Source organism: Micromonospora sp. NPDC049060, assembly GCF_040649055.1.
GTDB classification, from domain to species: Bacteria; Actinomycetota; Actinomycetes; order Mycobacteriales; family Micromonosporaceae; genus Micromonospora; species Micromonospora reichwaldensis.
In genome coordinates this window covers 1-26,693 of the sequence record NZ_JBEZEV010000035.1, presented here as the reverse complement: position 1 = coordinate 26,693, position 26,693 = coordinate 1, and the positions used below count along the sequence as shown (strand labels likewise).

Annotated in this window: 25 protein-coding genes and 1 riboswitch; of the genes, 13 read left to right on the top strand and 12 right to left on the bottom strand. The window is 74.9% G+C overall.

The window, feature by feature from the left end:
- Window positions 1-41: 41 nt before the first annotated feature.
- Window positions 42-1,664 (top strand): chaperonin GroEL, encoded by a 1,623-nt coding sequence (gene groL / locus AB0B83_RS15245; protein WP_357578714.1) that lies wholly within the window; start codon window positions 42-44, stop codon window positions 1,662-1,664.
- Window positions 1,665-1,723: 59 nt separating this feature from the next.
- On the opposite strand, the gene AB0B83_RS15240 is transcribed toward groL, so the two are convergent.
- The 3 genes from AB0B83_RS15240 to AB0B83_RS15230 form a co-directional block, all read right to left on the bottom strand.
- A complete protein-coding gene (locus AB0B83_RS15240; RefSeq protein ID WP_357578713.1) occupies window positions 1,724-1,921 on the bottom strand; it encodes a hypothetical protein in 198 nt (65 codons plus the stop codon).
- A gap of 91 nt (window positions 1,922-2,012) precedes the next feature.
- Window positions 2,013-2,942, bottom strand: coding sequence for a GNAT family N-acetyltransferase (locus AB0B83_RS15235; protein WP_357578712.1), 930 nt, complete (start codon window positions 2,940-2,942; stop codon window positions 2,013-2,015).
- 33 nt (window positions 2,943-2,975) lie between these two features.
- Window positions 2,976-3,569, bottom strand: a complete 594-nt coding sequence (locus AB0B83_RS15230; protein ID WP_357578711.1) for a helix-turn-helix domain-containing protein — start codon at window positions 3,567-3,569, stop codon at window positions 2,976-2,978.
- 64 nt (window positions 3,570-3,633) lie between these two features.
- Here AB0B83_RS15230 and AB0B83_RS15225 point away from each other — a divergent pair, with 64 nt between their 5' ends.
- Window positions 3,634-4,224, top strand: a complete 591-nt coding sequence (locus AB0B83_RS15225; protein ID WP_357578710.1) for a dienelactone hydrolase family protein — start codon at window positions 3,634-3,636, stop codon at window positions 4,222-4,224.
- Window positions 4,225-4,245: 21 nt separating this feature from the next.
- On the opposite strand, the gene AB0B83_RS15220 is transcribed toward AB0B83_RS15225, so the two are convergent.
- On the bottom strand, window positions 4,246-6,828 hold the full coding sequence (locus tag AB0B83_RS15220) for a S8 family serine peptidase (protein WP_357578709.1): 2,583 nt from the start codon (window positions 6,826-6,828) through the stop codon (window positions 4,246-4,248).
- A 78-nt stretch (window positions 6,829-6,906) separates the two neighbouring features.
- On the opposite strand from AB0B83_RS15220, the gene AB0B83_RS15215 reads away from it, so the two are divergent.
- On the top strand, window positions 6,907-8,724 hold the full coding sequence (locus tag AB0B83_RS15215; protein ID WP_357578747.1) for a glycerol-3-phosphate dehydrogenase/oxidase: 1,818 nt from the start codon (window positions 6,907-6,909) through the stop codon (window positions 8,722-8,724).
- Between the two features lie 88 nt (window positions 8,725-8,812).
- Window positions 8,813-9,343 (top strand): hypothetical protein, encoded by a 531-nt coding sequence (locus tag AB0B83_RS15210; RefSeq protein WP_357578708.1) that lies wholly within the window; start codon window positions 8,813-8,815, stop codon window positions 9,341-9,343.
- An 87-nt stretch (window positions 9,344-9,430) separates the two neighbouring features.
- Here AB0B83_RS15210 and AB0B83_RS15205 read toward each other — a convergent pair whose 3' ends face one another.
- Window positions 9,431-10,831 carry an FAD-linked oxidase C-terminal domain-containing protein gene (locus AB0B83_RS15205; protein ID WP_357578707.1) on the bottom strand — a complete coding sequence of 467 codons (1,401 nt, stop codon included), beginning with the start codon at window positions 10,829-10,831 and terminating at the stop codon, window positions 9,431-9,433.
- Between the two features lie 68 nt (window positions 10,832-10,899).
- On the opposite strand from AB0B83_RS15205, the gene AB0B83_RS15200 reads away from it, so the two are divergent.
- The gene (locus AB0B83_RS15200) at window positions 10,900-11,193 is read left to right on the top strand and encodes a DUF4031 domain-containing protein (protein WP_357578706.1); all 294 of its coding nucleotides are present in this window, start codon (window positions 10,900-10,902) and stop codon (window positions 11,191-11,193) included.
- Here the strand turns inward: AB0B83_RS15200 and AB0B83_RS15195 are convergent.
- The gene (locus AB0B83_RS15195) at window positions 11,190-11,825 is read right to left on the bottom strand and encodes a metal-dependent phosphohydrolase (protein WP_357578705.1); all 636 of its coding nucleotides are present in this window, start codon (window positions 11,823-11,825) and stop codon (window positions 11,190-11,192) included. The two genes, AB0B83_RS15200 and AB0B83_RS15195, sit on opposite strands and share 4 nt — an antisense overlap.
- A 74-nt stretch (window positions 11,826-11,899) precedes the next feature.
- Here AB0B83_RS15195 and AB0B83_RS15190 point away from each other — a divergent pair, with 74 nt between their 5' ends.
- Window positions 11,900-13,156, top strand: a complete 1,257-nt coding sequence (locus AB0B83_RS15190) for an FUSC family protein (protein WP_357578746.1) — start codon at window positions 11,900-11,902, stop codon at window positions 13,154-13,156.
- Window positions 13,157-13,221: 65 nt separating this feature from the next.
- Here AB0B83_RS15190 and AB0B83_RS15185 read toward each other — a convergent pair whose 3' ends face one another.
- Window positions 13,222-14,613: a PLP-dependent aminotransferase family protein gene (locus AB0B83_RS15185; RefSeq protein ID WP_357578704.1), complete on the bottom strand. Its 1,392-nt coding sequence runs from the start codon at window positions 14,611-14,613 to the stop codon at window positions 13,222-13,224.
- On the opposite strand from AB0B83_RS15185, the gene AB0B83_RS15180 reads away from it, so the two are divergent.
- Window positions 14,612-15,550 carry a DMT family transporter gene (locus AB0B83_RS15180; RefSeq protein ID WP_357578703.1) on the top strand — a complete coding sequence of 313 codons (939 nt, stop codon included), beginning with the start codon at window positions 14,612-14,614 and terminating at the stop codon, window positions 15,548-15,550. The two genes, AB0B83_RS15185 and AB0B83_RS15180, sit on opposite strands and share 2 nt — an antisense overlap.
- 88 nt (window positions 15,551-15,638) lie before the next feature.
- Here the strand turns inward: AB0B83_RS15180 and AB0B83_RS15175 are convergent, their stop codons facing one another.
- Window positions 15,639-16,091 (bottom strand): aminotransferase class V-fold PLP-dependent enzyme, encoded by a 453-nt coding sequence (locus AB0B83_RS15175; RefSeq protein WP_357578702.1) that lies wholly within the window; start codon window positions 16,089-16,091, stop codon window positions 15,639-15,641.
- 46 nt (window positions 16,092-16,137) lie between these two features.
- A riboswitch (SAM riboswitch) is annotated at window positions 16,138-16,257 on the bottom strand.
- A 22-nt stretch (window positions 16,258-16,279) separates the two neighbouring features.
- Here AB0B83_RS15175 and AB0B83_RS15170 point away from each other — a divergent pair.
- Complete coding sequence (locus AB0B83_RS15170; RefSeq protein WP_357578701.1) at window positions 16,280-17,755, top strand: PrsW family intramembrane metalloprotease; 1,476 nt, start codon at window positions 16,280-16,282, stop codon at window positions 17,753-17,755.
- A gap of 9 nt (window positions 17,756-17,764) precedes the next feature.
- On the opposite strand, the gene AB0B83_RS15165 is transcribed toward AB0B83_RS15170, so the two are convergent.
- Window positions 17,765-17,932, bottom strand: a complete 168-nt coding sequence (locus AB0B83_RS15165) for a hypothetical protein (RefSeq protein ID WP_165947924.1) — start codon at window positions 17,930-17,932, stop codon at window positions 17,765-17,767.
- A 100-nt stretch (window positions 17,933-18,032) separates the two neighbouring features.
- Complete coding sequence (locus AB0B83_RS15160) at window positions 18,033-18,371, bottom strand: co-chaperone GroES (RefSeq protein WP_151457098.1); 339 nt, start codon at window positions 18,369-18,371, stop codon at window positions 18,033-18,035.
- Between the two features lie 67 nt (window positions 18,372-18,438).
- Here AB0B83_RS15160 and AB0B83_RS15155 point away from each other — a divergent pair, with 67 nt between their 5' ends.
- Window positions 18,439-19,827 (top strand): AI-2E family transporter, encoded by a 1,389-nt coding sequence (locus AB0B83_RS15155; protein ID WP_357578700.1) that lies wholly within the window; start codon window positions 18,439-18,441, stop codon window positions 19,825-19,827.
- 4 nt (window positions 19,828-19,831) lie between these two features.
- Here AB0B83_RS15155 and AB0B83_RS15150 read toward each other — a convergent pair whose 3' ends face one another.
- On the bottom strand, window positions 19,832-21,853 hold the full coding sequence (locus AB0B83_RS15150) for an ATP-dependent DNA helicase (RefSeq protein ID WP_357578745.1): 2,022 nt from the start codon (window positions 21,851-21,853) through the stop codon (window positions 19,832-19,834).
- Between the two features lie 284 nt (window positions 21,854-22,137).
- Between AB0B83_RS15150 and AB0B83_RS15145 the strand changes: the two genes are divergently transcribed.
- On the top strand, window positions 22,138-22,644 hold the full coding sequence (locus AB0B83_RS15145; RefSeq protein ID WP_357578699.1) for a DUF402 domain-containing protein: 507 nt from the start codon (window positions 22,138-22,140) through the stop codon (window positions 22,642-22,644).
- A 23-nt stretch (window positions 22,645-22,667) separates the two neighbouring features.
- Here the strand turns inward: AB0B83_RS15145 and sigJ are convergent, their stop codons facing one another.
- The gene (sigJ, locus tag AB0B83_RS15140) at window positions 22,668-23,624 is read right to left on the bottom strand and encodes an RNA polymerase sigma factor SigJ (RefSeq protein ID WP_357578744.1); all 957 of its coding nucleotides are present in this window, start codon (window positions 23,622-23,624) and stop codon (window positions 22,668-22,670) included.
- Window positions 23,625-23,954: 330 nt separating this feature from the next.
- Between sigJ and AB0B83_RS15135 the strand changes: the two genes are divergently transcribed.
- From AB0B83_RS15135 to AB0B83_RS15125, 3 genes are all read left to right on the top strand, one after another.
- Window positions 23,955-24,857, top strand: a complete 903-nt coding sequence (locus AB0B83_RS15135; RefSeq protein WP_357578698.1) for a PPK2 family polyphosphate kinase — start codon at window positions 23,955-23,957, stop codon at window positions 24,855-24,857.
- A 143-nt stretch (window positions 24,858-25,000) separates the two neighbouring features.
- Window positions 25,001-25,627, top strand: coding sequence for a DUF47 family protein (locus AB0B83_RS15130; RefSeq protein ID WP_132239991.1), 627 nt, complete (start codon window positions 25,001-25,003; stop codon window positions 25,625-25,627).
- Between the two features lie 4 nt (window positions 25,628-25,631).
- Window positions 25,632-26,636, top strand: a complete 1,005-nt coding sequence (locus AB0B83_RS15125; protein ID WP_132239992.1) for an inorganic phosphate transporter — start codon at window positions 25,632-25,634, stop codon at window positions 26,634-26,636.
- The last annotated feature ends 57 nt before the right edge of the window (window positions 26,637-26,693 follow it).

Here is a 26,693-nt window from a genome sequence, read left to right as displayed (position 1 = left end):
CACTCCGGGTGGCCCGTGAGTGTCCAGGAGGACAACGCCGTATGGCCAAGATGATCGCGTTCGACGAAGAGGCGCGCCGCGGCCTCGAGCGGGGCATGAACCAGCTCGCCGACGCCGTGAAGGTGACCCTCGGCCCCAAGGGCCGCAACGTCGTCCTCGAGAAGAAGTGGGGTGCCCCCACCATCACCAACGATGGTGTGAGCATCGCCAAGGAGATCGAGCTCGAGGACCCCTACGAGAAGATCGGCGCCGAGCTGGTCAAGGAGGTCGCGAAGAAGACCGACGACGTCGCCGGTGACGGCACGACGACGGCGACCGTCCTGGCCCAGGCCCTGGTCCGCGAGGGCCTGCGCAACGTGGCCGCCGGTGCCAACCCGATGGCCCTGAAGCGGGGCATCGAGGCCGCCGTGGCCAGCGTCTCGGAGGAGCTGCTCAAGCTCGCCAAGGACGTCGAGACCAAGGAGCAGATCGCCTCCACCGCCTCCATCTCCGCCGGTGACACCAGCGTCGGCGAGATCATCGCCGAGGCGATGGACAAGGTGGGCAAGGAAGGCGTCATCACCGTCGAGGAGAGCAACACCTTCGGGCTGGAGCTGGAGCTCACCGAGGGTATGCGCTTCGACAAGGGCTACATCTCGGCCTACTTCATGACCGACCCGGAGCGCATGGAGGCCGTCTTCGACGACCCCTACCTCCTGATCGTCAACAGCAAGATCTCGTCGGTCAAGGACCTGCTCCCGATCCTCGAGAAGGTCATGCAGTCGGGCAAGCCGCTGCTGATCATCTCCGAGGACATCGAGGGCGAGGCCCTGGCCACCCTGGTCGTCAACAAGGTCCGGGGCACCTTCAAGTCCGTCGCCGTCAAGGCGCCGGGCTTCGGTGACCGCCGCAAGGCCATGCTGGCCGACATCGCCATCCTCACCGGTGGCCAGGTCATCAGCGAGGAGGTCGGCCTCAAGCTGGACGCCGTCGGCCTCGACATGCTGGGCCGCGCCCGCAAGGTCGTGGTGACCAAGGACGAGACCACCATCGTCGACGGTGCCGGCGACGCCGAGCAGATCCAGGGCCGGGTCAACCAGATCCGGGCCGAGATCGAGAAGAGCGACTCCGACTACGACCGCGAGAAGCTGCAGGAGCGGCTGGCCAAGCTGGCCGGCGGCGTCGCGGTGATCAAGGTCGGCGCGGCCACCGAGGTCGAGCTGAAGGAGCGCAAGCACCGCATCGAGGACGCCGTCCGCAACGCGAAGGCCGCCGTCGAGGAGGGCATCGTCCCGGGTGGTGGCGTCGCGCTGGTGCAGGCTGGCAAGACCGCCTTCGACAAGCTGGACCTGGCCGGCGACGAGGCGACCGGCGCGCAGATCGTCAAGGTCGCGCTGGACGCCCCGCTGCGGCAGATCGCTGTCAACGCCGGCCTCGAGGGCGGCGTCGTGGTGGAGAAGGTCCGTAACCTGGAAGCGGGTCACGGCCTCAACGCCGCCAACGGCGAGTACGTCGACCTGCTGGCCGCGGGCATCATCGACCCGGCCAAGGTGACGCGCTCGGCGCTGCAGAACGCCTCGTCGATCGCGGCGCTCTTCCTCACCACCGAGGCCGTCGTGGCGGACAAGCCGGAGAAGACCCCGGCCGCCCCGGCTGGTCCGGGTGGCGGGGACATGGACTTCTGAGTCCAGCTCCAACAACGCCGCAAGGGGCGGGCCGCGTCAGCGGTCCGCCCCTTGCGCTGTCACGTCGGCAGTGGCCGTTGGTTGCGTCTCTTCTGCGCCCGGTCGTACGGCTGCGGGATCTGCACCGGCTCGTCGACCAGCGTCACCGGCTCGTCGGCCGGCCCGTCGACGCCGGCCATCTCCGCCTGCTGCTCGGCGTCGCCGTAGTCGAGCCGGTCGAACGGCAACGGGCCGGGGCGTTCGTCGTCCGTGGTCATGGCTGCCTCCTCTACCGGAAACGGTAGGGCGCGACGATCACCAATGCGGGCGAATGGCGTTATGGGGGTCTATATCCCGTTCGCCCCGTTGTCAGTCCCCGAGCGTCCTGCGGTACAGGAAGAAGACGCGCTCGATCCGGGCACCCGCGCTGCCCGAGTAGAACGGCACCGGCCCGACCCAGCCGATCTGCGCCGCCGTCACGCCCGCCGCCCGCTGCTCGCGCAGGCAGCGGCGCAGCAGCACCCCGCCGATCCCCGAGCCCTCGGCCGCCGGGGCGGTGCCCATCGGGCCGAACCAGCTCGGCCGCGACGACCCGTACGCGGCGAAGCCGAGCACCTCGCCGTCGCGCTCGGCCAGGTGACAGCCCGCCCCCTCCCGGCCCACCGAACCGGCCAGCTCGGCGTCCCAGGCCCCGCCGAAGGTGGCGCGGGCGAACTCCGCCAGCGCCGGCAGGTCACCCGCCTCGGCGCGGCGGACCACCACCCCCTGCCCGGCCAGCCGCGCCTCCGCCGGCTCCGTCGGGCGCAGCGCGGGCGAGCCGTCGTACGACAGGTCGGCGGTCATGTTCCACGCCGTCCGGTCCTGCCGGTAGCCGAGCGCCAGCGCGGCGCAGACCGCCGGGGTGTAGCGCACGTCGATGCCGGGCCAGGCGTAGTACGGCGGATTGCCGGCGAGCAGCACCTCCACCGCGCCGAGCTCGGCGAGCCGCGCCTCGGCGGTCGCCAGCAGGGCCCTCCCGACACCGCGTCGCCGCTCCTCCGGTGCCACCGCGACCAGGTCGACGTGGCCACGGGCGTCGCCGTCGCCGGCGGCGACGGAGCTGATGAGCGCACCGACGAGGCGCCCCTGCCGGTACGCGCCCCACGCGAACACCGGGCGGTGGGCGGCGGCCCGCGCCCAGAGGGTGTCCACGACGGCGGGCGCCTCGGCCGCGTCCTCCGGCAGGTCCAGTGCCCGCCCGCAGAGCTCCACCACGGCGGGCCGCCGGTCGGGCCCCAGCTCGACGATCTTCAGGTCCATGGACGCCGACCCTAGGTCACCGGGGCGTTTCTGTTAAGGAGAGCCCCTGCTGGCGCCTGGGTCGGGCTCAGGAAGGGTCGGCGCGTCGGTGGGGTAGAGGCCGGCGACGAACCCGTACACCTGGTCGCCGGACCGGGGGATCTGGGCGAAGCGGCGGGCCAGCGCCTGCACCTCGGCCCAGAACGCGCGTACCTCCTCGATCGGGATGCGGGCGTGCACGAGGGTGCAGCGCAGGTCGTCGGCGGCGTGGGCGGCGGCCGATTCGGCGACGGCCTCCGCGAGCCCGTTGACGGCGGTCGCGACCTGTCTGTCCTCGGGACGGGTGAGCGCGCCGATGTAGAGCGTGCGGGCGACCCGGCCGTAGTACCGCTCGTCGATCGCCCGCACCCGCCGGGTACGCACCACCCTGAGCAGGCCGGCGTCGACGAGCGCGGTCACGTGGTAGGCGACGCTGCTCTTCGGCCGGTCGACCGCCCGGGCCAGCTCGGTCACCGTGGCGGCCCGCTCCAGGAGCAGCTCCAGGAGAGTGGCGCGCAGGGGATCGGCCAGCGCGCGAAGCTGCGCGGGCGCGGTGACCACGAGCAGGTCGTCGAGGTCGTAGTCCGGGATCCGCTCATTGCTCGACATTTCTCGACCGTTCTAGAATCATGGATCATTCGATCGTTGTCGTCTGTTTGACAGGAGTGTAGAGATGGCCGACGTGGTCCTGTTCCACCATCTGCGCGGGCTCACCGACGGGCTGCGCGGGTTCGCCGAACAGCTGCGGGCGGGCGGGCACACCGTGCACACCCCCGACCTGTTCGACGGTGAACTCCCGGCGACCCTCGACGAGGGCTTCGCGCTCACGAAGAACATCGGGCGCGAGGTGCTGGGCGAGCGCGCCGACCGGGCCGTGGCCGAGCTGCCCGACGGGCTGGTGTACGCGGGCTTCTCCTGGGGCGCCGCCACCGCCCAACGGCTCGCCCAGACCCGGCCCGGCGCCCGTGGCGCGCTGCTCTACGAATCCTGCCTGCCCGTCACCGGCGAGTGGGCCGTCGGCCCCTGGCCCGCCGGGGTTCCGGTGCAGATCCACGGCATGGACGCCGACCCGTTCTTCGCCCTGGAGGGCGACATCGAAGCCGCCCGCGAGCTGGTCGGCATCGTCGGCCCTGACCTCGGCGAGCTGTTCGTCTACCCGGGCGACAAGCACCTGTTCACCGACAGCACGCTGCCGTCGTACGACGCGGAGGCCACGGCACTGGTGCTGCGGCGCTCGCGGGAGTTCCTCGACCGGCGGGGGTGAACCGGTGCTCCGTGCCGACCCTCACCCCCGCGCCGCTTGAACGGCGGCGTACGCGTCGACCAGACCGGCGCCGGTGATGTTCCGGTCGCCCCCGCAGGTCTGCGTCCGGGTGGCGTACGTGGCCACGGCCGGGGTCGCGGTGTCCCGGAGGATCTGCCGGGTGCGGGGCAGGTCGCCGACCAGCGCCGGGTTGGCCGACCACATCAGCGCCACCACGCCGGCCACCTGCGGCGTCGCCATCGAGGTGCCGCTCAGGACGGCGTACCCGCCGCCCGGCATCGCCGACAGCACCTCGTCGCCCGGCGCGACCAGGTCCGGCTTGGCCGCCCCCGGCACCGGTCCCCGCGACGAGAACAGGGTGACCTTGCGCTGCCGGTCCACCGCGCCGACGGTCAGCACGTCCGCGTACGGGGCGGGCGGGTCGTCGATCGAGCGGCAGTACGGCCCGGTGTTGCCGGCCGCGGCCACCACCATGACGCCGGCAGCGTCCAGGGCGGCGGTGGCCGGCCCGAGCACGCCCGGGTCGCAGCCTTCGAGCGCCGGGCAGCCCCACGAGTTGGTGAGGATGTCCGGCGCGCGCGCCGGGCGCCCGTCGGTGAACGGGTCCCCGCCCGCCGGGAAGGGCGCCAGCATGAACTGGAGGCAGTCCAGGTAGTACGAGGGGTTGCCGAGGTTGCGGTCCAGGTTGACGCAGCCGGCCCACCGGGCACCCGGGGCGACCCCGATGCCGCCCCGGCCCACCGCGCTGCCCGCCGTGTGGGTGCCGTGCCCGCCCTGGTCGGTCGGCGCCCGGGTGCCGTTCCACGGGTCGTGCCAGGAGTCGTCGCCGCCCCGGAAGCCGCCCGCCAGCGCGGGGTGCCCGCCGTCCACGCCCGAGTCCGAGCTGCCCACCACGATCCCGGAGCCGTCCACCCCGAGCTGGGACCAGACCCGGTCCGCACCGAGCATCCGGACGTTCCACTCGGGGCCGGCGGGCGCGGGCGCGGTGCCGCGACTGCGGCCGGCCGGCGCGGGCAGCGGTCGCACCCGCTGGCTGACCAGCACCCGGGCGACCTCCGGCCGGCGCGACAGCCAGGCCCGCACCGCCGGCCCGCCGTCCACCTCGACGGCGTTGACGAGGTAGTAGGGGGTGTGGTCGAGCCGCAGCCGCCGCAGGTCCCGGCGCAGGTCGGCCTGGGTCCGCTCGGCCGTCGCGACCAGCCGCCGGTGGACCTCGGCGACCCGGGCGTCCCGGCCGGCCCGACCGGTCGTCCCCGGGACGCCGGCGAGGTCGGCCTGCTCGCGGAGCACCACGAACAGCCGCTCGCCGTGCAGGCCGGGCTGCCCCACGCCGACGGCCACCACGCCGACCGCCAGCAGCAGGGCGGCGGCGGTCACCCCGGCCACCCGCCGGCTCGGCCGCCGGCCCCGGCCCAGCAGCACGCCGTACGTCACGGCGAGGACGGCCGCGACGGCGAGCCCGGCGCCGGCGGCGGCGGCCACCCAGAACGGCACGTCGCGGGTGCTGGCCAGGAGGAGGGTGATCTCCTCGGGGTCGGTGAAGGCCAGCGGGCCGAGCACGCCGAGACCCACCAGCCAACGGACCGCGGGCCGCAGGGCACCCGTCCCCGGTCGCCCGGCCGGCTTCCGGCCGTCGGCGCCGGCGGGACCGGCGGGGAGCGGACCGGAGGGGCCGGCCGGAGCGGCACCCGGGGAGCCGACGGGGGCGGCGTCCGGCGGGCCGGCCGGGGCCGGGCGGCGGGCCGCCGCGTGCAGGGCCGCCAGCGCGAAGCCGGCCGGCGGCAGGGTCAGCAGCAGGGGAAGCTGGGCCCCGGACTGGCCGACCCCGGCGGCGAGCAGCAGCAGCGTGACCCCGGCGACCAGGCCGCCGACCAGCACCAACCGGGCCGGCCGGGGCGGTTCGCCGACGGTGAAGCGGGACCAGAAGGCGTGGTCCAGCAGCGCCCCGGCCAGCACGCCCAGCGCGGCGGCGGCGACCCCGGCGAGCACCGTCTCCAGCAGCCCGCCGAGGGCGCCCAGCCAGACCCAGGGCAGCAGCAGCGCCAGCCCGCCGGCCACCCCGAGCAGCGTGGCGGCCGACGCGGGCGCCCGGCGCGGGGCGGCCGACGCGGGTGCCCAGGGCGGGGCGGCCGACGCGGGCACCCCGGGGGTCGCGACCGCCGCGCGCCGGGCCAGCACCCGCAGGACGAGGGCGGCCAGGGCGGCCGTGGCGGCGAGCGCGGCGAGGTACGCCTCGTGGTGCACCGGCGGGAGCGCCCGGAGCAGCCCCAGCGCGCCGAGCGCGAGCGCCGCCGCCAGCCAGGTCCGGCCGGTGGTGCGGACCGCCGCCGAGCGGGGCAGCAGGGCCAGCGTCAGCGCGGGCGCCCCGACCAGCAGCACGGTGAACAGCACCGTCGCCGGCCAGAGCCAGACCACGCGGTCCAGCCCGGAGGCCAGCAGGACCTGGTCGGCCAGCCAGCCACCGAGCTGGCCGACGACGACGAGCCCGACCGTCCAGCAGCCGGTCACCGCCGCCGCCACCACCGCCCAGGGGCTCGGCGGGCCCGGCGTGGCCAAGGGCCTTGGAACGGGTTGACCAGCGGGGAACGGGGGGCCGACCTCCATTCTGCGACAGTACGGCGCGGACGGGCTGTCCCGCCGGGTGGCGGCGGCGGTTACCGTGGACGGGTGCGTGACCCCAACGTGTCCCGAACGACGGCCGGCCAGCTCTCCCCCGAGCGCCGGGCCGCCGACCTGCGCCGCCTGCGCACCGAACGCTTCGACGTGCTGGTCATCGGCGGTGGCGCGACCGGGGCGGGTGCCGCCCTGGACGCCGCCTCGCGGGGGCTGAAGGTGGCCCTGGTGGAGGCGCGCGACTACGCCGCCGGCACCTCCAGCCGCTCCAGCAAGCTCATCCACGGCGGCCTGCGCTACCTGGAGCAGTTGGAGTTCCACCTGGTGCACGAGGCGCTCACCGAGCGCGGGCTGCTCGCCACCCGGCTGGCCCCGCACCTGGTCCGGCCGGTGCCCATCCTGGTCCCGCTGCCCGACGGGCGGGGCGTACGCGGCCTGCCGGCCCGGGTGTTCCGCCGCTCCTACTACGGCGCCGGCGTCGCGGCGTACGACGCCTTCGCCGGGGTCTTCGGCGGTGGGCGCGGCATGCCGCTGCACCGGCACCTGACCCGCGAGGGCGCCCGCCGCGTCTTCCCCAGCCTGCGCGCCGACGCGGTGGCCGGCGCGATTCGCTACTACGACGGGCAGGTCGACGACGCGCGGCTGGTGGTGACCCTGGCCCGCACGGCGGCCAGCCTCGGCGCGACCGTGGTGAACAGCACCCGGGCGGTCGGGCTCATCCGGCAGGCCCGCGAGGTCACCGGCGTCCGGGTCCGCGACCTGGAGGCACCGCCCGGCTCCCCGGACGCCGAGTTCGAAGTACGCGCCCGCACCGTCATCGCCGCCACCGGGGTGTGGAGCGACGACATGTCGCGGATGCTTAACGACGTCGGGCTGCGCCCCGGCATCCGCGTCCGGGCCTCCAAGGGCGTGCACCTGGTGGTGCCCCGCTCGGCGATCACCGGCGAGGCCGGGCTGATCCTGCGTACGGCCACCAGCGTGCTCTTCGTGATCCCGTGGGGCGGGCACTGGATCATCGGCACCACCGACACCGACTGGCGGCTGGACCGGTCCCACCCGGCGGCCTCCGCCCGGGACATCGAATACCTGCTGGAGCAGGTCAACACGGTGCTCGACCGGCCGCTCACGACGGCCGACATCGAGGGCGTCTACGCCGGGCTGCGGCCGCTGCTGGCCGGCGAGGCCGACTCCACCTCCAAGCTGTCCCGGGAGCACGCCGTCTTCGAGCCGATGCTCGGGCTGCTGCTGGTCGCTGGCGGCAAGTACACGACGTACCGGGTGATGGCCTCCGACGTGGTCGACCGGGCAGCCCACCGGCTCGGCGCCGTACGCCCCTCCCGCACCGCCGACCTGCCACTGCTCGGCGCTGACGGCTACCCGGCGACGTGGCGGGACCGGGCGGACCTCGCCCGCCGGCACGGGATGCCGGTCGGGGTGGTCGAGCACCTGCTGGAGCGCTACGGCACCCTCACCCGCGACCTGCTCGCGCTGATCGACGCGGACCCGCTGCTGGCGTCCCCGCTGGCCGGCGCACCGGAGTACCTGGCCGCCGAGGTGACGTACGCGGCCCGGGCCGAGGGGGCGCTGCACCTGGAGGACGTGCTCACCCGGCGGACCCGGATCTCCTTCGAGACGGCGCACCGGGGCCTGGAGTCGGCGGGCCACGCGGCCGAGCTGATGGGTGCGGTGCTCGGCTGGGACGAGGCCACCCGGGCCCGCGAGGTGGAGCACTACCGCGCCCGGGTGGAGGCGGAACGCGAGTCCCAGCTGATGCCCGACGACGCCACCGCCGACGCCGCCCGGCTCGGCGCGCCCGACGTACGGGGCTTCGCGGCGGACCGCGGCGCGGACGACGACCAGGCCGAACTGCCGTCCTCGTCCCGCTGACGGCCCGGTCCCGGTCACCCCTACATTCGCCCGCCCCACCCCGGAGAGCGGTTACGGCCCTCACCCACTGTGGGATAGGTTCCGGCCCGTGCCCTCCGCTTCCTGGTTGCGTCCGGTCCGCGTGTCCGTCGCGGCCCTGTTGGCCGCCGCCCTCGCCGGCTGCTCGCTGCCCGGAAACGCCGACGACGGCCCCGCGCCGGGTCCGGCCGGCACCGGGCTGTCGCAGCCGGGGCCCGGCGGCGCGGCGACCGCCGGAAGGGGTGAGGTCAGCCTCCTCCAGCGGGTCGGCACGGACGGGCCGCTGCGCACGCTCAACGTGGAACCGGACGGCAGGTGGGAGTGTGTCGACTGCGCCGGCGACGGCGTGACGTCGACCGGGGTGCTCGGCCCGGAACACGTCGCCCGGCTCCAGGAGCTGCTCGCCGACCCGGGGCTGGCGAAGGAGACCGACCAGGTCCGGCGCTACCAGGTCACCTGCATCGACGCGCTGACCTCCAGCCTGCTCACCTCGACCGGCCTGGTCACGTCGCAGGACTGCCCGGGCGAGGAGCACCCGCCCATCGCCAACGAGATCCTGCTGCTGCTCACCCAGGCCACCCCGGCCGAGATGACCGCCTGACGGCCGCGCCCCCGGCGGGGGCCCGCCCGGGACCGGCGCCACCGGCGTCCGGACCGCGGCCGGCGGAAGGCCGTCGCGCCGGGCCCGTCAGAGGACCTTGCCGGGGTTGAGCAGGCCGGCCGGATCGAGCGCCGCCTTGATCGCCTGGTGCACCCGCAGGCTCACCGGGCCGATCTCGCGGGCGAGCCAGTCGCGCTTGAGCAGGCCCACGCCGTGCTCGCCGGTGCAGGTGCCGCCCAGTTCGAGGCCGAGGCGCATGATCTCGTCGAACGCGCGCCGGCCGCGTTCGAGGCTCGCCGGGTCGGCCCGGTCCACCACGATGTTCGGGTGCATGTTGCCGTCGCCGGCGTGGCCGACCACGCCGATCGGCACGTCGCATTCCGCCGCGATCCGGGCCACCCCGTCGAGCAGCGCCGCCAGCGCGCCCCGGGGGACCGCCACGTCGTCGATGACCAGGCCGCCGTTGCCGCCCGGGTAGGTCTCCGCCGCGAACTTCTCCATCGCCGGGTGCGCGAGCCGGCGCGCCTGCAACAGGGCCGCCGCCTCCACGGCGTCGGTGGCCGCGTAGACCTCGTCGGCGCCGGCCGCCTCGCAGACCGCGGCCAGGCCGGCCAGGTCGTCGGCCGCGCGGGAGCCGGTGTCGGCGGCGGCCAGCAGCAGCGCCTGGGCGTCCGTCCGCAGCCCCATCGGACGGTACGCCTCGATCGCCCGCAGGTGCGTCCGGTCGAGCAGCTCCAGCAGGCTGGGGGAGAGCCCCCGGGCGGCGATGCCGGCGACGGCCGCGCCGGCGGCGGCGGTGGACGGGAAGACCGCCACCATGGTCAGCGACTCCGCCGGGGCGGGCCGCAGCGCCACGGTCACCTCCGTGATCACGCCGAGGGTGCCCTCGGAGCCGACGAAGAGCCGGGTGAGGTCGTAACCGGCCACCCCCTTGGCGGTACGCCGGCCGGTGCGCAGCACCTCGCCGGAGGCGAGCACCACCTCCAGGCCCAGCACGTACTCGGTGGTGACGCCGTACTTGACGCAGCACATGCCGCCGGCGTTGGTGGCGACGTTCCCGCCGATCGTGGACGACTCCCACGAGCCCGGGTCGGGCGGGTACCACAGCCCCTGCTCCGCCACGGCGGCGGCGAGCGTCGCGTTGACCACGCCGGGCTGCACCACGGCGATCCGGCTCACCGGGTCGATCTCCAGCACGGCGTCCATCGCGACCATGCTGACCACCATCGCGCCGTCGACGGCGTTGGCCGCTCCGGCCAGCCCCGTACGCGCCCCCTGCGGCACCACCGGTACGCCGTGCCGCGCGGCCGCCCGCAGCGCGGCGGCCACCTGCGCGGTGGTGCGGGGACGGACCACGACCAGGGGCGTACCGGCGGCGCAGAGGTCGGCCTCGTCCCGCTCGTGCATCCGCAACAGGTCCGGGTCGGTCAGGACGGCGTCGTCGCCGAGCGCCGCCCGCAGATCGTCGAGGAGGGGGGATCCGGCCATGTCGCCGAGGCTACGGTCGGTCCCGCGCGATCACCAACCGGTGCCCGCTGCGGGGTACCTTGGCCGACATGCTCTACCTGGACCGGCCCGCCTGGCCGTGGCGGGGGCGGCTCTGGTCCCACCTGATCAGCGACGTCTCTCCCGCCGAGCTGCACGCCTTCGCCGAGATGCTGGGCGCGCCCCGCCGGGGGTTCGACCGGGACCACTACGACATCCCGGCCGACCGGTTCGCGATGGCGGTCTGGCTGGGCGCCCGGGTGGTGCCGAGCCGGGAGCTCGTGCGCCTGCTCCGGCAGGCCGGGCTGCGCCGCCCCAAGCACCTGGCTCGCCCGCGTGGGGTGCGGGTGGGGGCGGAGGGCTAGCGGAGCGTGGACAGCTCGCGGGTCAGGTTGGCGCGGGCCCGGGGCTCCCAGCGCCGTGCCAGCGGCGGCAGCCGGAACAGCGCCGGCAGGGCGAGCAGCCCGGCGAGCACCCGGGCGCGGCCGACCCGGAAGTCGGCCTCGGGCACGTGCGCGTACTCCCGGCGGATCGCCGCGGCGTAGCGGTCGTACGCCTCGGGCGGCGTCGCCAGGACGGCGAGGTCGGCGTCGCAGAGCAGCGCACCGTCGGCGTCGCCCGGCTCCACGGCGTGGCCGGCGGTGAGCAGCACCAGCCGGCACACCTCGGCCACGGCGTCGGCCGGCAGGCCCGCCCGGGTGAGCAGCGTCCCGGCGAGCGCCGCGCTGTCGCGCTCGTTGGCGTCGCCCCCCGCGCGTGGGTCGTAGACGGCGTCGTGGCACCAGGCCGCGAGGCGCACCAGGTCCGGCCGCCCGGCGACCGGCGCGTGGGCGTCGACCACGTCGAGGACGGCCGTCAGGTGGTCGGCGTCGTGGTAGTGCCGGTGCGGCTCGTGCCAGCGGGCCAGCAGGTCCTCGCCGACCCGGCTCAGCTCCGCCGCGTCGGTCATTCCGGCGCCCCGGGCCGCGGCCCGCCACCGGTCGAGAAGGTCGGCCACCAGGCCGAGTCTGCCCTACCGCCGTCGCCGGCGAGGATTCACCCGGCGCGGCACGGGTAGTCCCCGCCATGGCCGTGGCCCGGGACCGTCGACCCTCACTGGTGCGACGCGCCATACTGCGCGACCGGGCGAGGGACGTCGACGGCGCCCGGATCGCCGAGGTGGCGGAGCGCCTGCGGCACCGCGGCAAGACGACCCTGCACGACCGCCTGCACCGGCTGCGGATGGCGATGGGCCTCGCCGTGCAGGCCGGCCTCGCCGCCGGACTGTCCTGGCTGGCGGCGCACGAGCTGCTCGGCAACTCGCAGCCGGTCTTCGCGCCGATCTCTGCGGTCGGCACCCTCGCCGCCTCGGTCGGCCAGCGGTTCCGCCGCACGGTGGAGTTGATCGCCGGAGTGGCGGTCGGGGTCGCCGTCGGCGACTTCCTCATCTACCTGCTCGGCACCGGCCCGTGGCAGCTCGGGCTGGTGGTCACCCTGGCCATCATGCTGACCATCTTCGCGGGCGCCAGCGTGGCCATCGTCATCCAGGCGGCGGCCACGGCGGTGCTGATCGTCACGCTCAGCCCGTCGACCGAGAACCTGGAGATCCCCCGGTTCATCGACGCGTTCATCGGTGGCGGCATCGCGCTGCTGGTCACCGCGATCCTGCTGCCGCTCAATCCGCTGCGGGTCATCAACCGGGCCGCCCGGCCAGCCCTGGACCTGCTCGCCGCCCAGCTCGACGTGACCGCGGAGGCCCTGCGGGACCGGGACCGGGGCAAGGCCCAGCGGGCCCTGGACCGGCTCCGCAACAACCAGGAGGAGATGGCCACCTTCACCGAGGCCATCGAGGGGGCGAAGGAGACCACCACGCTCTCGCCCGCCCGGTGGCACCGGCGGGACGAGCTCACCCACTACGCCGAGGCCGCCGACCCGATCGACCGGGCGATGCGCAACGCCGGCACGCTGACCCGGCGCGCGGTGACCCTGATCGAGGACGAGGAGCCCATCCCGGAGACGATGCCGGACGCGGTGGCCCATCTCGCCGAGTCGGTACGCCTGCTCAAGCACGAGTTCGCCGTGGGCGAGGAGCCCGAGCAGGCCCGGGAGCGGGCGCTGCGCGCGGTCAGCGAGGCCGGCCGGGCGTACGCCGAAGGGGTCGGCTTCTCCGGCAGCGTGGTGATCGCGCAGGTGCGGACCACCGCCAGCGACCTGATGGTGGCCTCCGGCATCAGCCAGGAGGAGGCGAACCGCGGGGTCCGGCAGTCCTTCGGCGACCCGGACCGGCCGGGCGGCGAGGGGGAGCGGGACGAAGCCCCGAAGCCGCCCGCCGCCCCGCCGCTCGGCTGACCCGCACCCCCGTCGACCCGCCCAGGCCGCAGGGCGCGGGCGGGTGCCCCACCCCGTCGACCCGGTCAGGCCCGGAGGGCGCGGGCCAGGCGGCGGACGGCCTCGTCCATGAGGTCGGACGGGGCGGCGGCGTAGGTGAGGCGGAGGTGGGGGGCCGGGGGTTCGGCGGCGTACCAGGGGCGGCCGGGGAGGACGACGACGCCTTCGGCGGCCGCGGCGGCGGCCAGCGCGACGTCGTCGGTGCCCTCCGGCAGGCGTACCCAGAGGTGCATGCCGCCGCGCGGGACCGGCTGCCGGGCCAGTTCCGGCAGGTGCCGGCGGAGCGCGGTCAGCAGCGCCTCGCGGCGGGTCCGCAGCGCGGTGCGCAGGGCACGGCGGTGATGCGCCCAGGCCGGGGTGGTGACGAACTCGATCGTGGCCTGTTGCAGTGGCCCGGCGACGAAGAAGTCGTCGAGCAGCCGGGCCGCCCGCAGCCGGGCGCCGGCGGGACCGCGGGCGCCGATCGCGGCGACGCGCAACCCGGGAGCGGTCGACTTGGTCAGCGAGCGCAGGTAGACGACGTGCCCGTCGGTGTCGTCGGCGGCCAGCGGTGGCGGGGCCTGGCCGTCGATGGTGAGGTCGCGGGCGTAGTCGTCCTCGATGAGGAACGCCCCGGCGTCGCGTACGGCCTCGGCGACCCGGGCCCGGCGGTCCTCCGCGAGCGTCGCGCCGTGCGGGTTGGCGTACAGCGGCTGGCAGTAGAACAGCCGGGCGCCGGTGCGGGCGAACGCGGCGGCGAGCTGGTCGGGGCGTACCCCGTCGGCGTCGGCGGGCACGGGCACCACCCGGAGGCCGGCCGCCCGGGCGGCGGCCAGCGCGCCCAGGTAGGTCGGCGACTCGACGAGCAGGGTGTCGCCGGGCGCGGCGAGCGCCCGCAGCGCGGACGACAGGGCGGCCTGTCCGCCCGGGCAGACCACCATGTCCTCGGCGCGCAGCCCGGCCCCGGCCTCGCGGGCGAACCAGGCGCGCAGGTCTTCGCGCCCCTCGGCCGGCCCGCGCTGCCAGGACGCGGGCTGCCGGGCGGCGCGGGTGAGCGCGGCCCCGAGCGCGGCGGCGGGTTGCAGCTCCCCGTCCAGGTAGCCCCCGGACAGCGGGATCGCTCCGGCGGGCGGTAACGCCAGTAGCGCCTGCATCTCGTCCTCGCCCGGCCGGCGGGGGCCGAGCGCCACGGTCTGCCACGACAGGTCGGGGGCGCGCCACTCGCGTGGCGGGGCGGCCACGAAGGTGCCCGTGCCGGCTCGCGTCTCGACCAGTCCCTGGGCCACGAGCTGGCGGATGGCCTCGGCGACGGTGACCGGGGAGGCCTGGTGCCGGGCCGTCAGCTCGCGCACCGAGGGCAGCCGCGTGCCGGGATCCGCAGCAGCCGCGAGCCCGCGCAGGTCTTGGACGACGCGGTCGGCTGCGTTACCGTCATTCATGAACGGGAACAGTAGCGCTACTGTCAGGACCACGGTAACGGCGGACCGGACGGTCGGTCTCGCCCTCGGCGCGCTGGGCGTGCTCGCCTTCAGCATGTCGCTGCCCGCGACCCGCGTCGCCGTGCAACAGCTCGACCCGTGGTTCGTCGCCTTCGGCCGGGCCGTCGGCGCGGCGCTGCTGGCCTGGGCGTACCTGCGATCCACCGGTGCCCCGAAGCCCACGCGCGGTCAGTGGCGGCGGCTGACGGTCGTCGCCCTCGGCGTCGTCGTCGGTTTCCCGCTGTTCACCTCCCTGGCGCTCAGCACCCAGACCTCCGCGCACGGCGCGGTCGTCATCACGGTGCTGCCCGCCATGACCGCCGTGTTCGCGGTGCTGCGGGCCGGCGAGCGACCGCCGCCGCTGTTCTGGGCCGCCAGCGCCGGCGGGCTGCTGGCGGTGCTCACCTTCCTCGGCGCCAGCGGCGCGGTACGCGGGGCCCTCGCCCCACCCGACCTGTTCCTGCTCGCGGCGGTCGTGCTCTGCGGCCTGGGGTACGCCGAGGGCGGCGCGCTCGCCCGCGAGCTGGGCGGCGCCCGGACGATCTGCTGGGCGTTGCTGCTCTCGCTGCCCGTCACCGTGCCCGTCATGGTCGTCGCCGCCGTGGCCGCCCCGCCGCGCGCCGACCCCGTCGCCTGGTCGGCGTTCGGCTACCTCACCGTGGTCTCGATGTTCCTGGGCTTCTTCGCCTGGTACGCGGGCCTGGCCCGGGGCGGCATCGCGCAGGTCGGGCAGATCCAGCTCGCCCAGCCGGTGCTCACCCTGGCCTGGTCGGCGCTGCTGCTCGGCGAGGCCGTCACCCCTGCCTCGATCGCGGCGGCGGTGGCCGTGCTGGCGTGTGTGGTGCTGATCCAGCGCACCCGCGACCGCGCGCCGGCACCCGCGGTGGGCAAGGCCTGACGGGAGACGCGGCCAGTCCCGGGGCGGTGCGGGGCCCGTGCCGTCCCGCCGGCCCGGGGGAGCGGGCCGGCGGGTGCTCCCGGGTCGGTCAGGCCAGCGCGGCGAGGGCGGCGAGCAGCCGGTCCACGTGCCCGGTCGTGCTGCCCAGGCCGACGCTGGCGCGCAGGGCGGTCGGCGGCAGGTCCCGCCGGCCGGCGCGGGCGGCCGCCTCGTCAAGCAGCCGCCGGGCCAGCAGGTTCAGCGCGTCGGTGGTGTTGCGGGTGAAGACCACGTGGTCGTCGGCGCGGGCGCCGAGGAAGTCGCCGACCGTCTGCCGGGCGCGCTCGTAGGCGAGGGTGCAGCGCCGCGACAGCGCCCCGGCGCCGCGGTGCACGCTGGCGTACCAGGGCAGCAGCTCGGCCACCGCGTCGGCCGCGGCCCGCGCGCAGGGCGCGGTGGCCGCGTAGTCGAGGTTCACCTGGCCGGGTACGCCGAGCACGTCGAGCGGGTCGGCGACGGCGGGCGGCTGCGGCGCGGGCGGGGGTACGAGGGTGACGGTCATGGCCGACCTCCGGGTCCAGGGACCCCGGGTGGGCGCACACGGGCGGGGTCCGCGCTTGCCCGGCACGCGATCGGGCCGGGCCCGGTCATCACCCGGGGCACCCCACCGCGAACTCGACGAGGGTTGCCGGCCAGCAAGCCGGGGCTTGACGCTGGCGCTCGTGACCTGCCGGCAGCATAGCCGGGTGAATGCGGCCGGACCAGGCGGCCGGGGATGGCTACGCTGACCGCATGGCCGACACCCCGCCCGGCGCACCCCTGCCGCCGTCGCCGACCGCGCCCGCCGTCCCGCCGCCGGGCGGGGCCGGGCCCCGGATGCCGTTACGCGGGCTCGACTGGCGTCGGATCCTGGTACTGGTCGGGGCCGTTCTGTTCATCGCGGCCTGCGCGGTGTACATGGTCTTCGAACTCGGTTTCAATCTCGGCGTCGAGGCGCTGCTGATCGGGCTGGTCGCCGCGCTCCTCCCGGTTCCGGTCCTGGTGGCCTGTTTCCTCTGGCTGGACCGCTACGAACCGGAGCCCCTGAAGTACCTGATCTTCTGCTTCGCCTGGGGCGCGTTCGTCTCCACCGCCGCCTCCTACAAGGTCAACAACTTCTCCGCCGGGCTCTTCGAGGACTGGGGGCTGCCGACCGCGCTGACCGCGGTGCTGGTCGCGCCGTTCATCGAGGAGTTGACCAAGGCGCTCGGGCCGATCCTGCTGCTGATCTTCCGCCGGCGGGAGATCTCGGGCATCACTGACGCCCTGGTCTACTGCGGGCTCTCCGCCGTCGGTTTCGCCATGGTGGAGAACATCCTCTACCTGGGCGGCCACGGCTATGCCAGCGGAGTGGAGCGGTACGGGCCGGCGACCGGCACCCAGCAGGTGATCGCCATCTTCATCGTCCGGATCCTGCTCTTCGGCTTCGCCCACCCGCTCTTCACCTCCATGACGGGGGTGGGGCTGGGCATCGCCGCGCGCACCGCCAGCCGGTGGGTCCGGGTGCTAGCCCCGCTCGCCGGGCTGCTGCTGGCGATGATGCTGCACGGGCTGTGGAACCTGCTGCCGACGCTCACCCAGGCCACCGGCCAGACGTTGATCATGCTGTACGGCTTCATCGGCGTGATGGTGCCGGTCTTCTTCGCCATGGTCGGGCTCGCCCTGTGGCTCCGGGCCTGGGAGGGGCGGCTCACCGAGCGGACGCTGCCGGACTACGTGCGGGCGGGCTGGCTGACCCCGCCGGAGGTGGCGGCGCTGAGCAGCCTGGGGCGGCGGCACGCGGCCCGGGTGTGGGCCAAGCGGGTGGCCGGCGACGGCGGGCTGAGGGCGATGCGCGGCTACCAGTTCGCGGCGACCCGGCTGGCGCTGCTGCGCGACGGCGCACTGCGCGGCCTGGACCGGCGTCCGGCGGACCGGGAGCGGACCGCGCGGGAGGAACGGGAGCTGCTGGAGGCGATCGGCGCGTACCGGTCGTTCTTCGTGGGCCGGGACCCGCAGGTGCCGGCGGGAATCTGGGACGGGCACCGCTACCACCTGCGGTTCCCGGACGGCACGCAGCGGTCGGTCGAGGCGCCGGACGATCCCGTCGTGCCGATCCCGGTGGTGCTCGTACCGCCGCCCCCGCCGCCCCCGCCCGGCTGGTACGGCCAGCAGCCGCCGGCGCCGTGGCACCCCGGCCGCCCCTGAGCCCGGTCGTCAGGTCATCAGGCTGGTGAGGAAGTCACCGAGGCCCTGCGCCATCGCCATCAGTCCCGCCCCGATCGCCTTGAACATCTCCGCCGCGCCCTCCGGCCGGAAGGCCATGAAGTAGATCAGGAACGCGACGCTCCCCCAGAGCAGAATCTTCTTCACTAGTACCGGCATCGCGTCCCTCCCCAGGGCCGGTGATGCGGCTGGCTTCCCGGCGGGAGGCGACGCAAACGGCACCGGCGCCCTCATCCGGGCGGGTGGGGCGGGGGTGGGCTCAGAGGTAGAGGCCGGTGGAGTCGTTCTCGACCCGCTCGGCGGCCACGGCGTGCACGTCGCGTTCGCGCAGCAGCACGTACCCGCGGCCGTGCAGTTCGACCTCGGAGCGGTCGTCGGGGTCGAAGAGGACCCGGTCGCCCGAGACGATGGCGCGCACGTTCGGCCCCACGCCCACGGCCGTGGCCCAGGCCAGCCGCTTGCCCACGGCGGCGGTCGCCGGAATCACGATGCCGGCGGTCGAGCGTCGCTCACCCTCGCTCCCCTCCATCCGCACCAGCACACGGTCGTGCAGCAGGCGGATCGGCAGCTTGGAGTCGAGATTCTCGTCGGCGGTCACGCCGCAGACGCTACCGTGTCCCGGTCGGCGGGCCGTGGGCGGTTACGCGCCGGGGGCCGGGGGCAATGTGTGGCGGACCTGCCCTACGGTGGCGTCGTCGGACGTATCCTGTCCGCCCACCGGCGTGGGCGGGCCGGTCTCTTGCCAGGAGGTGCGCTTGAGCCGCTTCGAGCAGATCCGCGGACGGCTCCGTCGCGCGTACGAGTCGGGCCGGGAGACGGCGCGGGCACGCCGTACGGATCCGGTCGACGGCCCCGAGTCGGCCGGCGTGGCCTCGCCGACGTCCCCCGGCCCGGTGGCGGCGCCCTCCGCGACCGTCGTCGGCGCCCCGCCGCCCGGGGCGATGCACAACTCCACCTCCAGCCGGGACGACGCGGACGTGCCGCACGCGCTGCGGATCGCCGCCGCGTGGTCCTGGCGGCTGATCGTGATCGGCGTCGTGGCCTGGGCGCTGCTGAAGGTCGTCGGCACCGTCCGGATCGTGGTCATCCCGCTGGCCGTCGCGTTGCTGCTCTCGGCGCTGCTCGCGCCGGCGGTCGGCTGGCTGCTGCGGGCCCGCCTTCCCCGGTCCATGGCGACGGCGGTGGTGCTGGTGGGCGGCCTGGCCGCGGTGATCGGGACGCTGACCCTGGTGGTGAACGAGTTCATCCAGGGCGTGCCGGAGCTGAGCAAGAAGTCCTCCGAGGGCGTCCGGCAGATCCAGGACTGGCTGAAGACCGGCCCGCTGCACCTCTCCGACGGCCAACTCGACAACTACATCGAGGAGGGCCAGAAGTGGATCAACAACAACACCGAGAAGTTCACCAGTGGCGCCCTCTCCACGGCCGCCACGCTGGCTGAGGTGCTGACCGGCACGCTGCTGGTGCTCTTCGCCACGTTCTTCTTCCTGCGGGACGGCAACAAGATCTGGCGCTTCCTGGTCCGGCTCCTGCCGGTGGCCGCCCGCTGGAAGGTCGACGACGCCGGGCGGGCGTCCTGGGCGACGCTTGTCGCCTACGTCCGGGCGACCGTGCTTGTCGCCTTCATCGACGCGGTCGGCATCGGTGTCTTCCTGGTCATCTTCGACATCCCGTTCGCCTTCCCGCTCGCCGCGCTCGTCTTCCTCGGTGCGTTCATCCCGATCGTCGGTGCGACCCTGTCGGGCGTCGTCGCGGTCCTGGTCGCGCTTGTCGACAGCGGCCCGGTGACCGCGCTGATCATCCTCGGCGCGGTGATCGGGGTGCAGCAGGTGGAGGGGCACCTCCTCCAGCCGCTGATCATGGGCCGGGCGGTGGCCATCCACCCGCTCGCGGTCATCATCGGCATCGCGGCCGGCGTGGTCCTCGCCGGGATCACCGGCGCGCTGGTCTCGGTGCCGCTGATCGCCGTGCTCAACACGGCCGTCCGCCGGCTCGCCGCCCGCACCGTTCCGGACACCCCGCCCGACGCCGTCGTCGTCGCCTCCCAGGCGCCCTGACGGGTCAGACCTTGGCGAGGCGGTCGAGGGCGCCCCGGGCGACCTCCGGCCGGGTGGTGTACCAGAACGGCGGCAGCGACCGGCGCAGGAACGGCCCGTAGCCCCGGGCCGTCTCCAGGCGCGAGTCGAGGACCGCCACCACGCCCTTGTCGCCCGTCGACCGGATCAGCCGCCCCACCCCCTGGGCCAGCCGGATCGCGGCGATCGGCACGCTGACCGCCGCGAAACCCGACCCCCCGCCGGCGTCCACCGCCGCGGCCCGCGCCGCCGCCAGCGGCTCGTCCGGCCGGGGGAAGGGCAGCCGGTCGATGACCACCAGCTGACAGGAGTCGCCCGGCACGTCGACGCCCTGCCAGAGCGACATCACCCCGAACAGGCAGCTGGACTTCTCCTCCCGGAACCGGCGTACCAGCAGCGGCAGCGCCTCCTCGCCCTGGAGCAGGACCGGCAGGTCGGTCCGCGCGCGCAGCAGCTCCGCCGCCTGCTGCGCGGCCCGCCGGGAGGAGAAGAGGCCGAGGGTACGCCCGCCGAGCGCGGTGACCAGCTCGAGCAACTCCTCGCCGGCCGCGTCGGGCAGCCCGGAGACGCTGGGCCGGGGCAGGTGCGCGGCGACGTACAGGATGCCCTGCCGGGGGTAGTCGAACGGCGAGCCGACGTCGAGGGAGCGCCAGCCCGGCCCCGAGGTGGCCGGCGCCCCCGCCGTGCCGGTCGCCGCACCGCCCCCGGTCGCTCCGCTGCCCTCCGCCGGGCCGGTGCCGCCGGTGCGCCCGGCCGACCGGGCGGCCATGGCGGCGGCGGCCGGTGACGGCGGGTCGGCCGGGGGTGCCTCCAGGCCCAGCGCCCGGGCCACCGTGTCGAACCGGCCGCCCAGCGTCAGCGTCGCCGAGGTGGCGACGACCGTGCGCTCCTCGTACAAATGGGTGGCGAGCGTGCCGGCGACCGAGAGCGGCGCGACCACCAGCGCCCGGCGACCGGTGTTGTCGTTCTTCTCCACCCAGGCGACGTCGTGGTCGGCCTCCTCCAGCAGCCGCTGCGCGGTGGCCGAGAGCTCGTCGAGCACCGCCTTGGCCTGCTGCTTGCGCACCGGGTCCGGGTCGTCGGACTTGACGTCGCCGATCGCGTCGAGCGCCGCCCGGGTGGCCGCGTCGAGCAAAGTGCACGCCTCGCGCAGCGGGGACGGCAGCCCCGAGGTGATCCGCCCGGCCGGCGCCTCGGCCAGCCCGACGGCCAGGGCGTCGCCGGCCGCGGTCAGCGACTCGGCGACGTCCGGCCGCAGCAGCGGGCGGGCCCGCTTCGCGGCGCGGTCGATCAGCTCCGGCACCAGCTCGGCCTGCGCGGCGGAGGAGACCCGGTCGGCCAGCTCGTGCGCCTCGTCGACGATGAGCAGCTTGTGCGGCGGCACGATGTGCCGGTCGGCCAGCATGTCCACCGCGAGCAGGCTGTGGTTGGTGACCACGATGTCGGCCTCCCGGGCGCGGGCCCGGGACGCCTCGGCGAAGCACTCCGCGCCGAACGGGCAGCGGGACGCGCCGACGCACTCCCGGGCCGGCATGGAGACCAGCCGCCAGGCCTGGTCGTCGACGCCCGGGTCCAGCTCGTCCCGGTCGCCGGTGTCGGTCTTCTCCGCCCAGTCGCGCAGCCGCTGCACCTGCTTGCCGAGCCGACCCGCCTCGCCGAGCCACTTCGTGCCGCCGCCGGGGCGCGCCGCCGGGGCGTCGAAGAGGGTGTCCTCCGGCTCGTCCTCCGTGGAGTTGTCCAGCCGGGCCAGGCAGAGGTAGTGGTGCCGCCCCTTCAGCACCGCGAAGGTGGGCCGCCGGCCGAGCACCGGCTCCACGGCGTCGGCGAGCCGGGGCAGGTCGTGGTCGACCAGCTGGGACTGCAACGCCAGGGTGGCCGTGGAGACCACCACCGGGCCGTCCACGGTCAGCGCGGGCGTCAGGTAGGCCAACGACTTGCCGGTGCCCGTGCCGGCCTGCACCAGCAGGTGCTCCCGCGCCTGCACGCACTCCTCGATGGCGGTCGCCATCTGCTGCTGGCCGGGACGCGCCGCCCCGCCGGGCACCGCGCCGACCGCGGCGGCGAGCAGCTCCACCCCGCTCGGCCGGGCGCCCCGCCGCCGGCCTCCGGTGCGGGGCGAGGGGGCGGCGGAACCGGTGGCGAGGCGCGGAGTCACCGTGCGACGGTACCCGCCGTCCCCGACACCGGCCGCGCCGATCCGGGCGTGGCGTCGTCACGGTACGGTCTCCCACCGACCGCGTCCGGTTACTTCCGTGCGGCGACGGATGGGCGGTATCGGTTAGGGTGCGACTCATGCCGAGCGACGTGGTCCGCGTGATCTACCGCAAGTACGACGGCAGCGCCCACCGCGACTACCCGGCCCGCCGGCTGGCCGAGGACGAGCTCGGCGTCTGGCTCGGCGTGACCGAGGGCACGAAGTCCGTCTACCACGGCCGGCCGTCGGTGGAGCAGATCCCGTTCGTCCTCCTGGTGCCGCACCACGCCTGGTGGACCGGCATGTTCAACCCGCCGCCACGGACCAGCGAGGTCTACTGCGACATCGCCAGCCCGGCCCGCTGGGAGAACGACGACACCGTCCACCTCATCGACCTCGACCTCGACGTGGTGCGCCGCCGGAGCACCGGCCTGGTGGAGCTGCGCGACGAGGACGAGTTCGCCGAGCACCGGGCCCGCTTCGGCTACCCGGACGACGTCGTGGCGCAGGCCGAGGCGGCGGCCCGGTGGCTGCTCGGGGCACTGGGCGACGGCACCGAGCCGTTCGCCACGTCGTACCGGAAGTGGCTGGCCCTGGTGGTCTGACCCGCCGGGACCGGCCCGGGCCGTCACCAGCGCGGCGGCCAGCCGTCCTCCTCCGTCAGCGGCGGCAGGTCGCCCAGCTTCTCCGGATTCAACTGGTGGAAGACCCCGGTCACCCGGCCCCCGTCCACCGTGAGGGCGGCCACCACCCGCAGCGGCCGCCCGTCCGAGTGCCGGGTCTCCAGGTGCAGGCCCTCGACGCCGTCGACGAGCACCCGACGGGCGCGCAGCGTCCCGCCGTAGCGCCCGGCACGCCCGAACAGGCCCAGGAGGAAGCGGGCCACCGCGTCGGCCCCGAGCACCGGCCGCCGGGCCGCCGGGAAGTGGCCGCCGCTGTCGCCGACGGCGACCACGTCCGGGGCGAGCACCCGTACCAGCGCGGCCAGGTCGCCCGACTCGACGGCGGTCACGAAGGCGGCGAGCACGTGACGCTGCTCGACCGCGTCGGCGGTGTGCCGGGGCGCGTCGGGCGCGTGCACCGCCCGGCGGGCCCGGGAGGCGAGCTGGCGGGCGGCGGCGTCGGTCGTACCGAGCACCTCGGCGATCTGGGCGAACGGCACGGCGAAGACGTCGTGCAGCACGAAGGCCACCCGCTGCTCCGGCGCGAGGCGTTCCAGCACCACCAGCAGGGCGGTGCCGACCTGATCGGCGCGGACCGCCCGCTCCGCGGGGTCGGGCGCGAAGCCGTCGGGGCGCGGGCCCTGGTCGAGCGGTGTCACCACCGGCTCCGGCAGCCACTGGCCGGGGTACGCCTCCCGCCGTACCCGCGCCGAGCGGAGCACGTCGAGGCAGATCCGGGCGCAGGTGGTGGTCAGCCAGGCGCCGAGGTGCCGGATCTCGGCGCGGGCCGCCGGGTCGGCGAGTGCGGCGGCGTACCGCAGCCAGGTCTCCTGCACGGCGTCCTCGGCCTCGCTGCGGCTGCCCAGCATCCGGTGCGCCACCCCCAGCAGGCGCCCCCGCTCGGCCTCGAACTCCGCCACCATCTCCCGCACGCTGCCCCCGCTCCACTGCCGGGGCGCGTACCGCCCCGCCCGCCCGCGATTCTCCCGCCCCGACCTCGGCACCCCCAAGACCGCCGTCGATCATGCAGTCGTGGCGCCCCGCGTAACGGACCAAGCAGGCGATTCCGCCCACCACAGATGCATGATCGGCGGCTCATGGGGCGGGCCGGAGGCGGAGGCTGGGGTCTGGGTTGGCGGGCGGGTGGGGCGGATGTGGGTGATGATCCGGTGGTGCGAGGGGTCGAGGGGAGCGGCGTGGGCCGCGATGCCGTGGGTCGGGCCGACGTCGTCGTGGGGCCGGTCGGAGGGACGATGCGGGAGCTGCTCCGGGTGGCGCCCGGCGGGGTGGTCGATCTCGGGGCGGCCGATCCCCGGTCGACGCCCGGGCTGCCGGGGCGGGAGGTGACCGGCCCGCAGCGCAAGGAGTGGGCCCGTGGCCAGCTCACGCTGATCGGCGCGGAACTGGGCAGGCAGCAGGAGATGCTCTTCGCCGAGGCCAAGGCCCGGCAGTCGGCGGCTGGTGGCGTCGCGGGGGCCGGTGGGGCGGGCGGGCGCCGGGTGCTGCTGGTGCTCCAGGCGATGGACAGCGGGGGCAAGGACGGCACCGTCAAGCGCGTGGCCGGCGCGATGAACCCGCTGGGCCTGCACGTCCGCTCGTTCGGCCCGCCCACTTCCGAGGAGCTGCGGCACGACTTCCTGTGGCGGATCCGGCGGGCGCTGCCGCCGCCCGGGTACGTCGGGGTCTTCAACCGCTCGCACTACGAGGACGTGCTCGTGGCGCGCGTCGAGTCGCTGGTGCCCGAGTCGATCTGGCAGGCCCGGTACGACGAGATCAACGCCTTCGAGCGGGAGCAGGCCGACGCCGGGGTGGCCCTGGTGAAGGTGTTCCTGCACATCTCGTACGCCGAGCAGGGCCGGCGGCTGCTGGAGCGGCTGGACGAGCCGCGCAAGCACTGGAAGTACGACCCCTCGGACGTCGACGCCCGCGCCCGCTGGGACGACTACCAGGCCGCGTACGCCGAAGCCCTGAGCCGGTGCGGCACGGACGCCGCGCCCTGGTACGTGGTGCCGGCGGACCGTAAGTGGTACCGCGACTGGGCCGTCGCGCACCTGCTCCGCGAGACGTTCGACACCCTCGATCTCGGGTATCCGCCTGCCGGTTTCGACGTCCGGCGCGAACGGGAGCGGCTGCTGGGATCGGAGAGAACGGCGTAGGTGAACAGCAGGTGAACGACCGGTGAATGTGGCCTGACCTGGGGGAGGCCGCGCGATTCCCGGTTCCGTCGTTTTCTAGCATTCCCAGGCGGGCACCCTCCGGGCGGCCGTCACCCTTCCACCGACACGACGAGGTCCGTGCTGTGAAGTTTTCCTTCCGCCCGAACGAGGGCGCCTTCTACGAGCTCTTCACCAGGGCCGCGCAGAACCTGGTGAAGGGCACCGAGCTGCTCAACGAGCTGGCCCTGCCCGGGGTGGAGGTGCAGTCGGTCAGCGAGCGGCTCACCGAGGTGGAGCACGACAGCGACCAGATCACCCACGAGCTGTACAAGAAGATCAACTCGACCTTCATCACGCCGTTCGACCGGGAGGACATCTACCGGCTCGGGTCGCTGCTCGACGACGTGATGGACCACCTCGAAGCGGTCGGCAACCTGCTCTACCTCTACGGCCTGACCAAGCTCCCCTCGCTGCCGCGCGAGATGCACGAGATGGTCAACGTCCTGGACGCGCAGGCGAAGCTGACCGCCGACGCGATGCCGCGCCTGAGGTCGATGAAGGATCTCGAGGACTACTGGATCGAGTGCAACCGGCTGGAGAACGACGGCGACCAGGTGTACCGGATGCTGCTGGTCCGCCTCTTCTCCGGCGAGTACGACGCGCTGACCGTGCTGAAGATGAAGGAGGTCGCCGACGAGCTGGAGGCCGCCTGCGACGCCTTCGAGCACGTGGCCAACACCGTCGAGACCATCGCGGTCAAGGAGTCCTGATCCTGTGAGTCCCGAACTCATCGCCGTGCTGGCGGTGATCGCGGTGGCGTTGGCGTTCGACTACACCAACGGCTTCCACGACGCCGCCAACGCGATCGCGACCAGCATCTCCACCCGGGCGCTCACACCCCGGGTGGCCCTGGCCATGGCGGCGGTCGGCAACTTCATCGGCGCCCACTTCGGCGCCGAGGTCGCCAAGACCGTCGGCAGCGGGCTGGTGAAACTACCCACCGGCACGGCGAGCCTCGGCATCGTCTTCGCCGGCGTGATCGGCGCGATCGTGTGGAACCTGGTCACCTGGTACTTCGGCCTGCCGTCGTCCTCGTCGCACGCGCTGATCGGCGGCCTGGTCGGCTCGACCGTCGCCGCGTCCGGCACGGTCCTCTGGACCGGCATCGGGGAGAGCGTGATCATCCCGATGGTCCTCTCGCCCATGGTCGGCTTCGTGCTCGGCTACATCGTCATGATCGCCGTGCAGTGGATCTTCCGGAAGGGGCACCCGGGCCGGCTCAACCGCGGCTTCCGCTGGGCGCAGACCGCGTCCGCCGCCGCCATGTCGGTCGGCCACGGCATGCAGGACGCCGCCAAGACCATCGGCATCGTGGTGCTCGCCCTCTACGTCGGCGGCTACCAGGACGACCCCAGCTTCATCCCGGAGTGGGCGTTCTGGACGTCGGCCGCCGTGCTGGCCGCCGGCACGTACGCCGGTGGTTGGCGGATCATCCGGACCCTGGGTCGTAAGATCATCGACCTCCGGCCGCCGGAGGGCTTCGCCGCCGAGACCGTCGCCAGCGGGGTGCTCTACTTCAACGCGCTGGTCCTCGGCGCGCCGATCTCGACGACCCACACGATCACCTCGGCGATCATGGGCGTCGGCGCCACCAAGCGGCTCTCCGCCGTCCGGTGGGGCGTGGCCGGCAACATCGTCGGGGCGTGGATCCTCACCTTCCCGGCCGCCGGCTCGATCGGCGCCCTGATGTACTTCCTGGTCCGCCCGCTCTTCAGCTGAGGCCGAGCGGCCGCCGGTGTAAGGAAGGGCCCCTTGCTGACGCATGCGTCAGCAAGG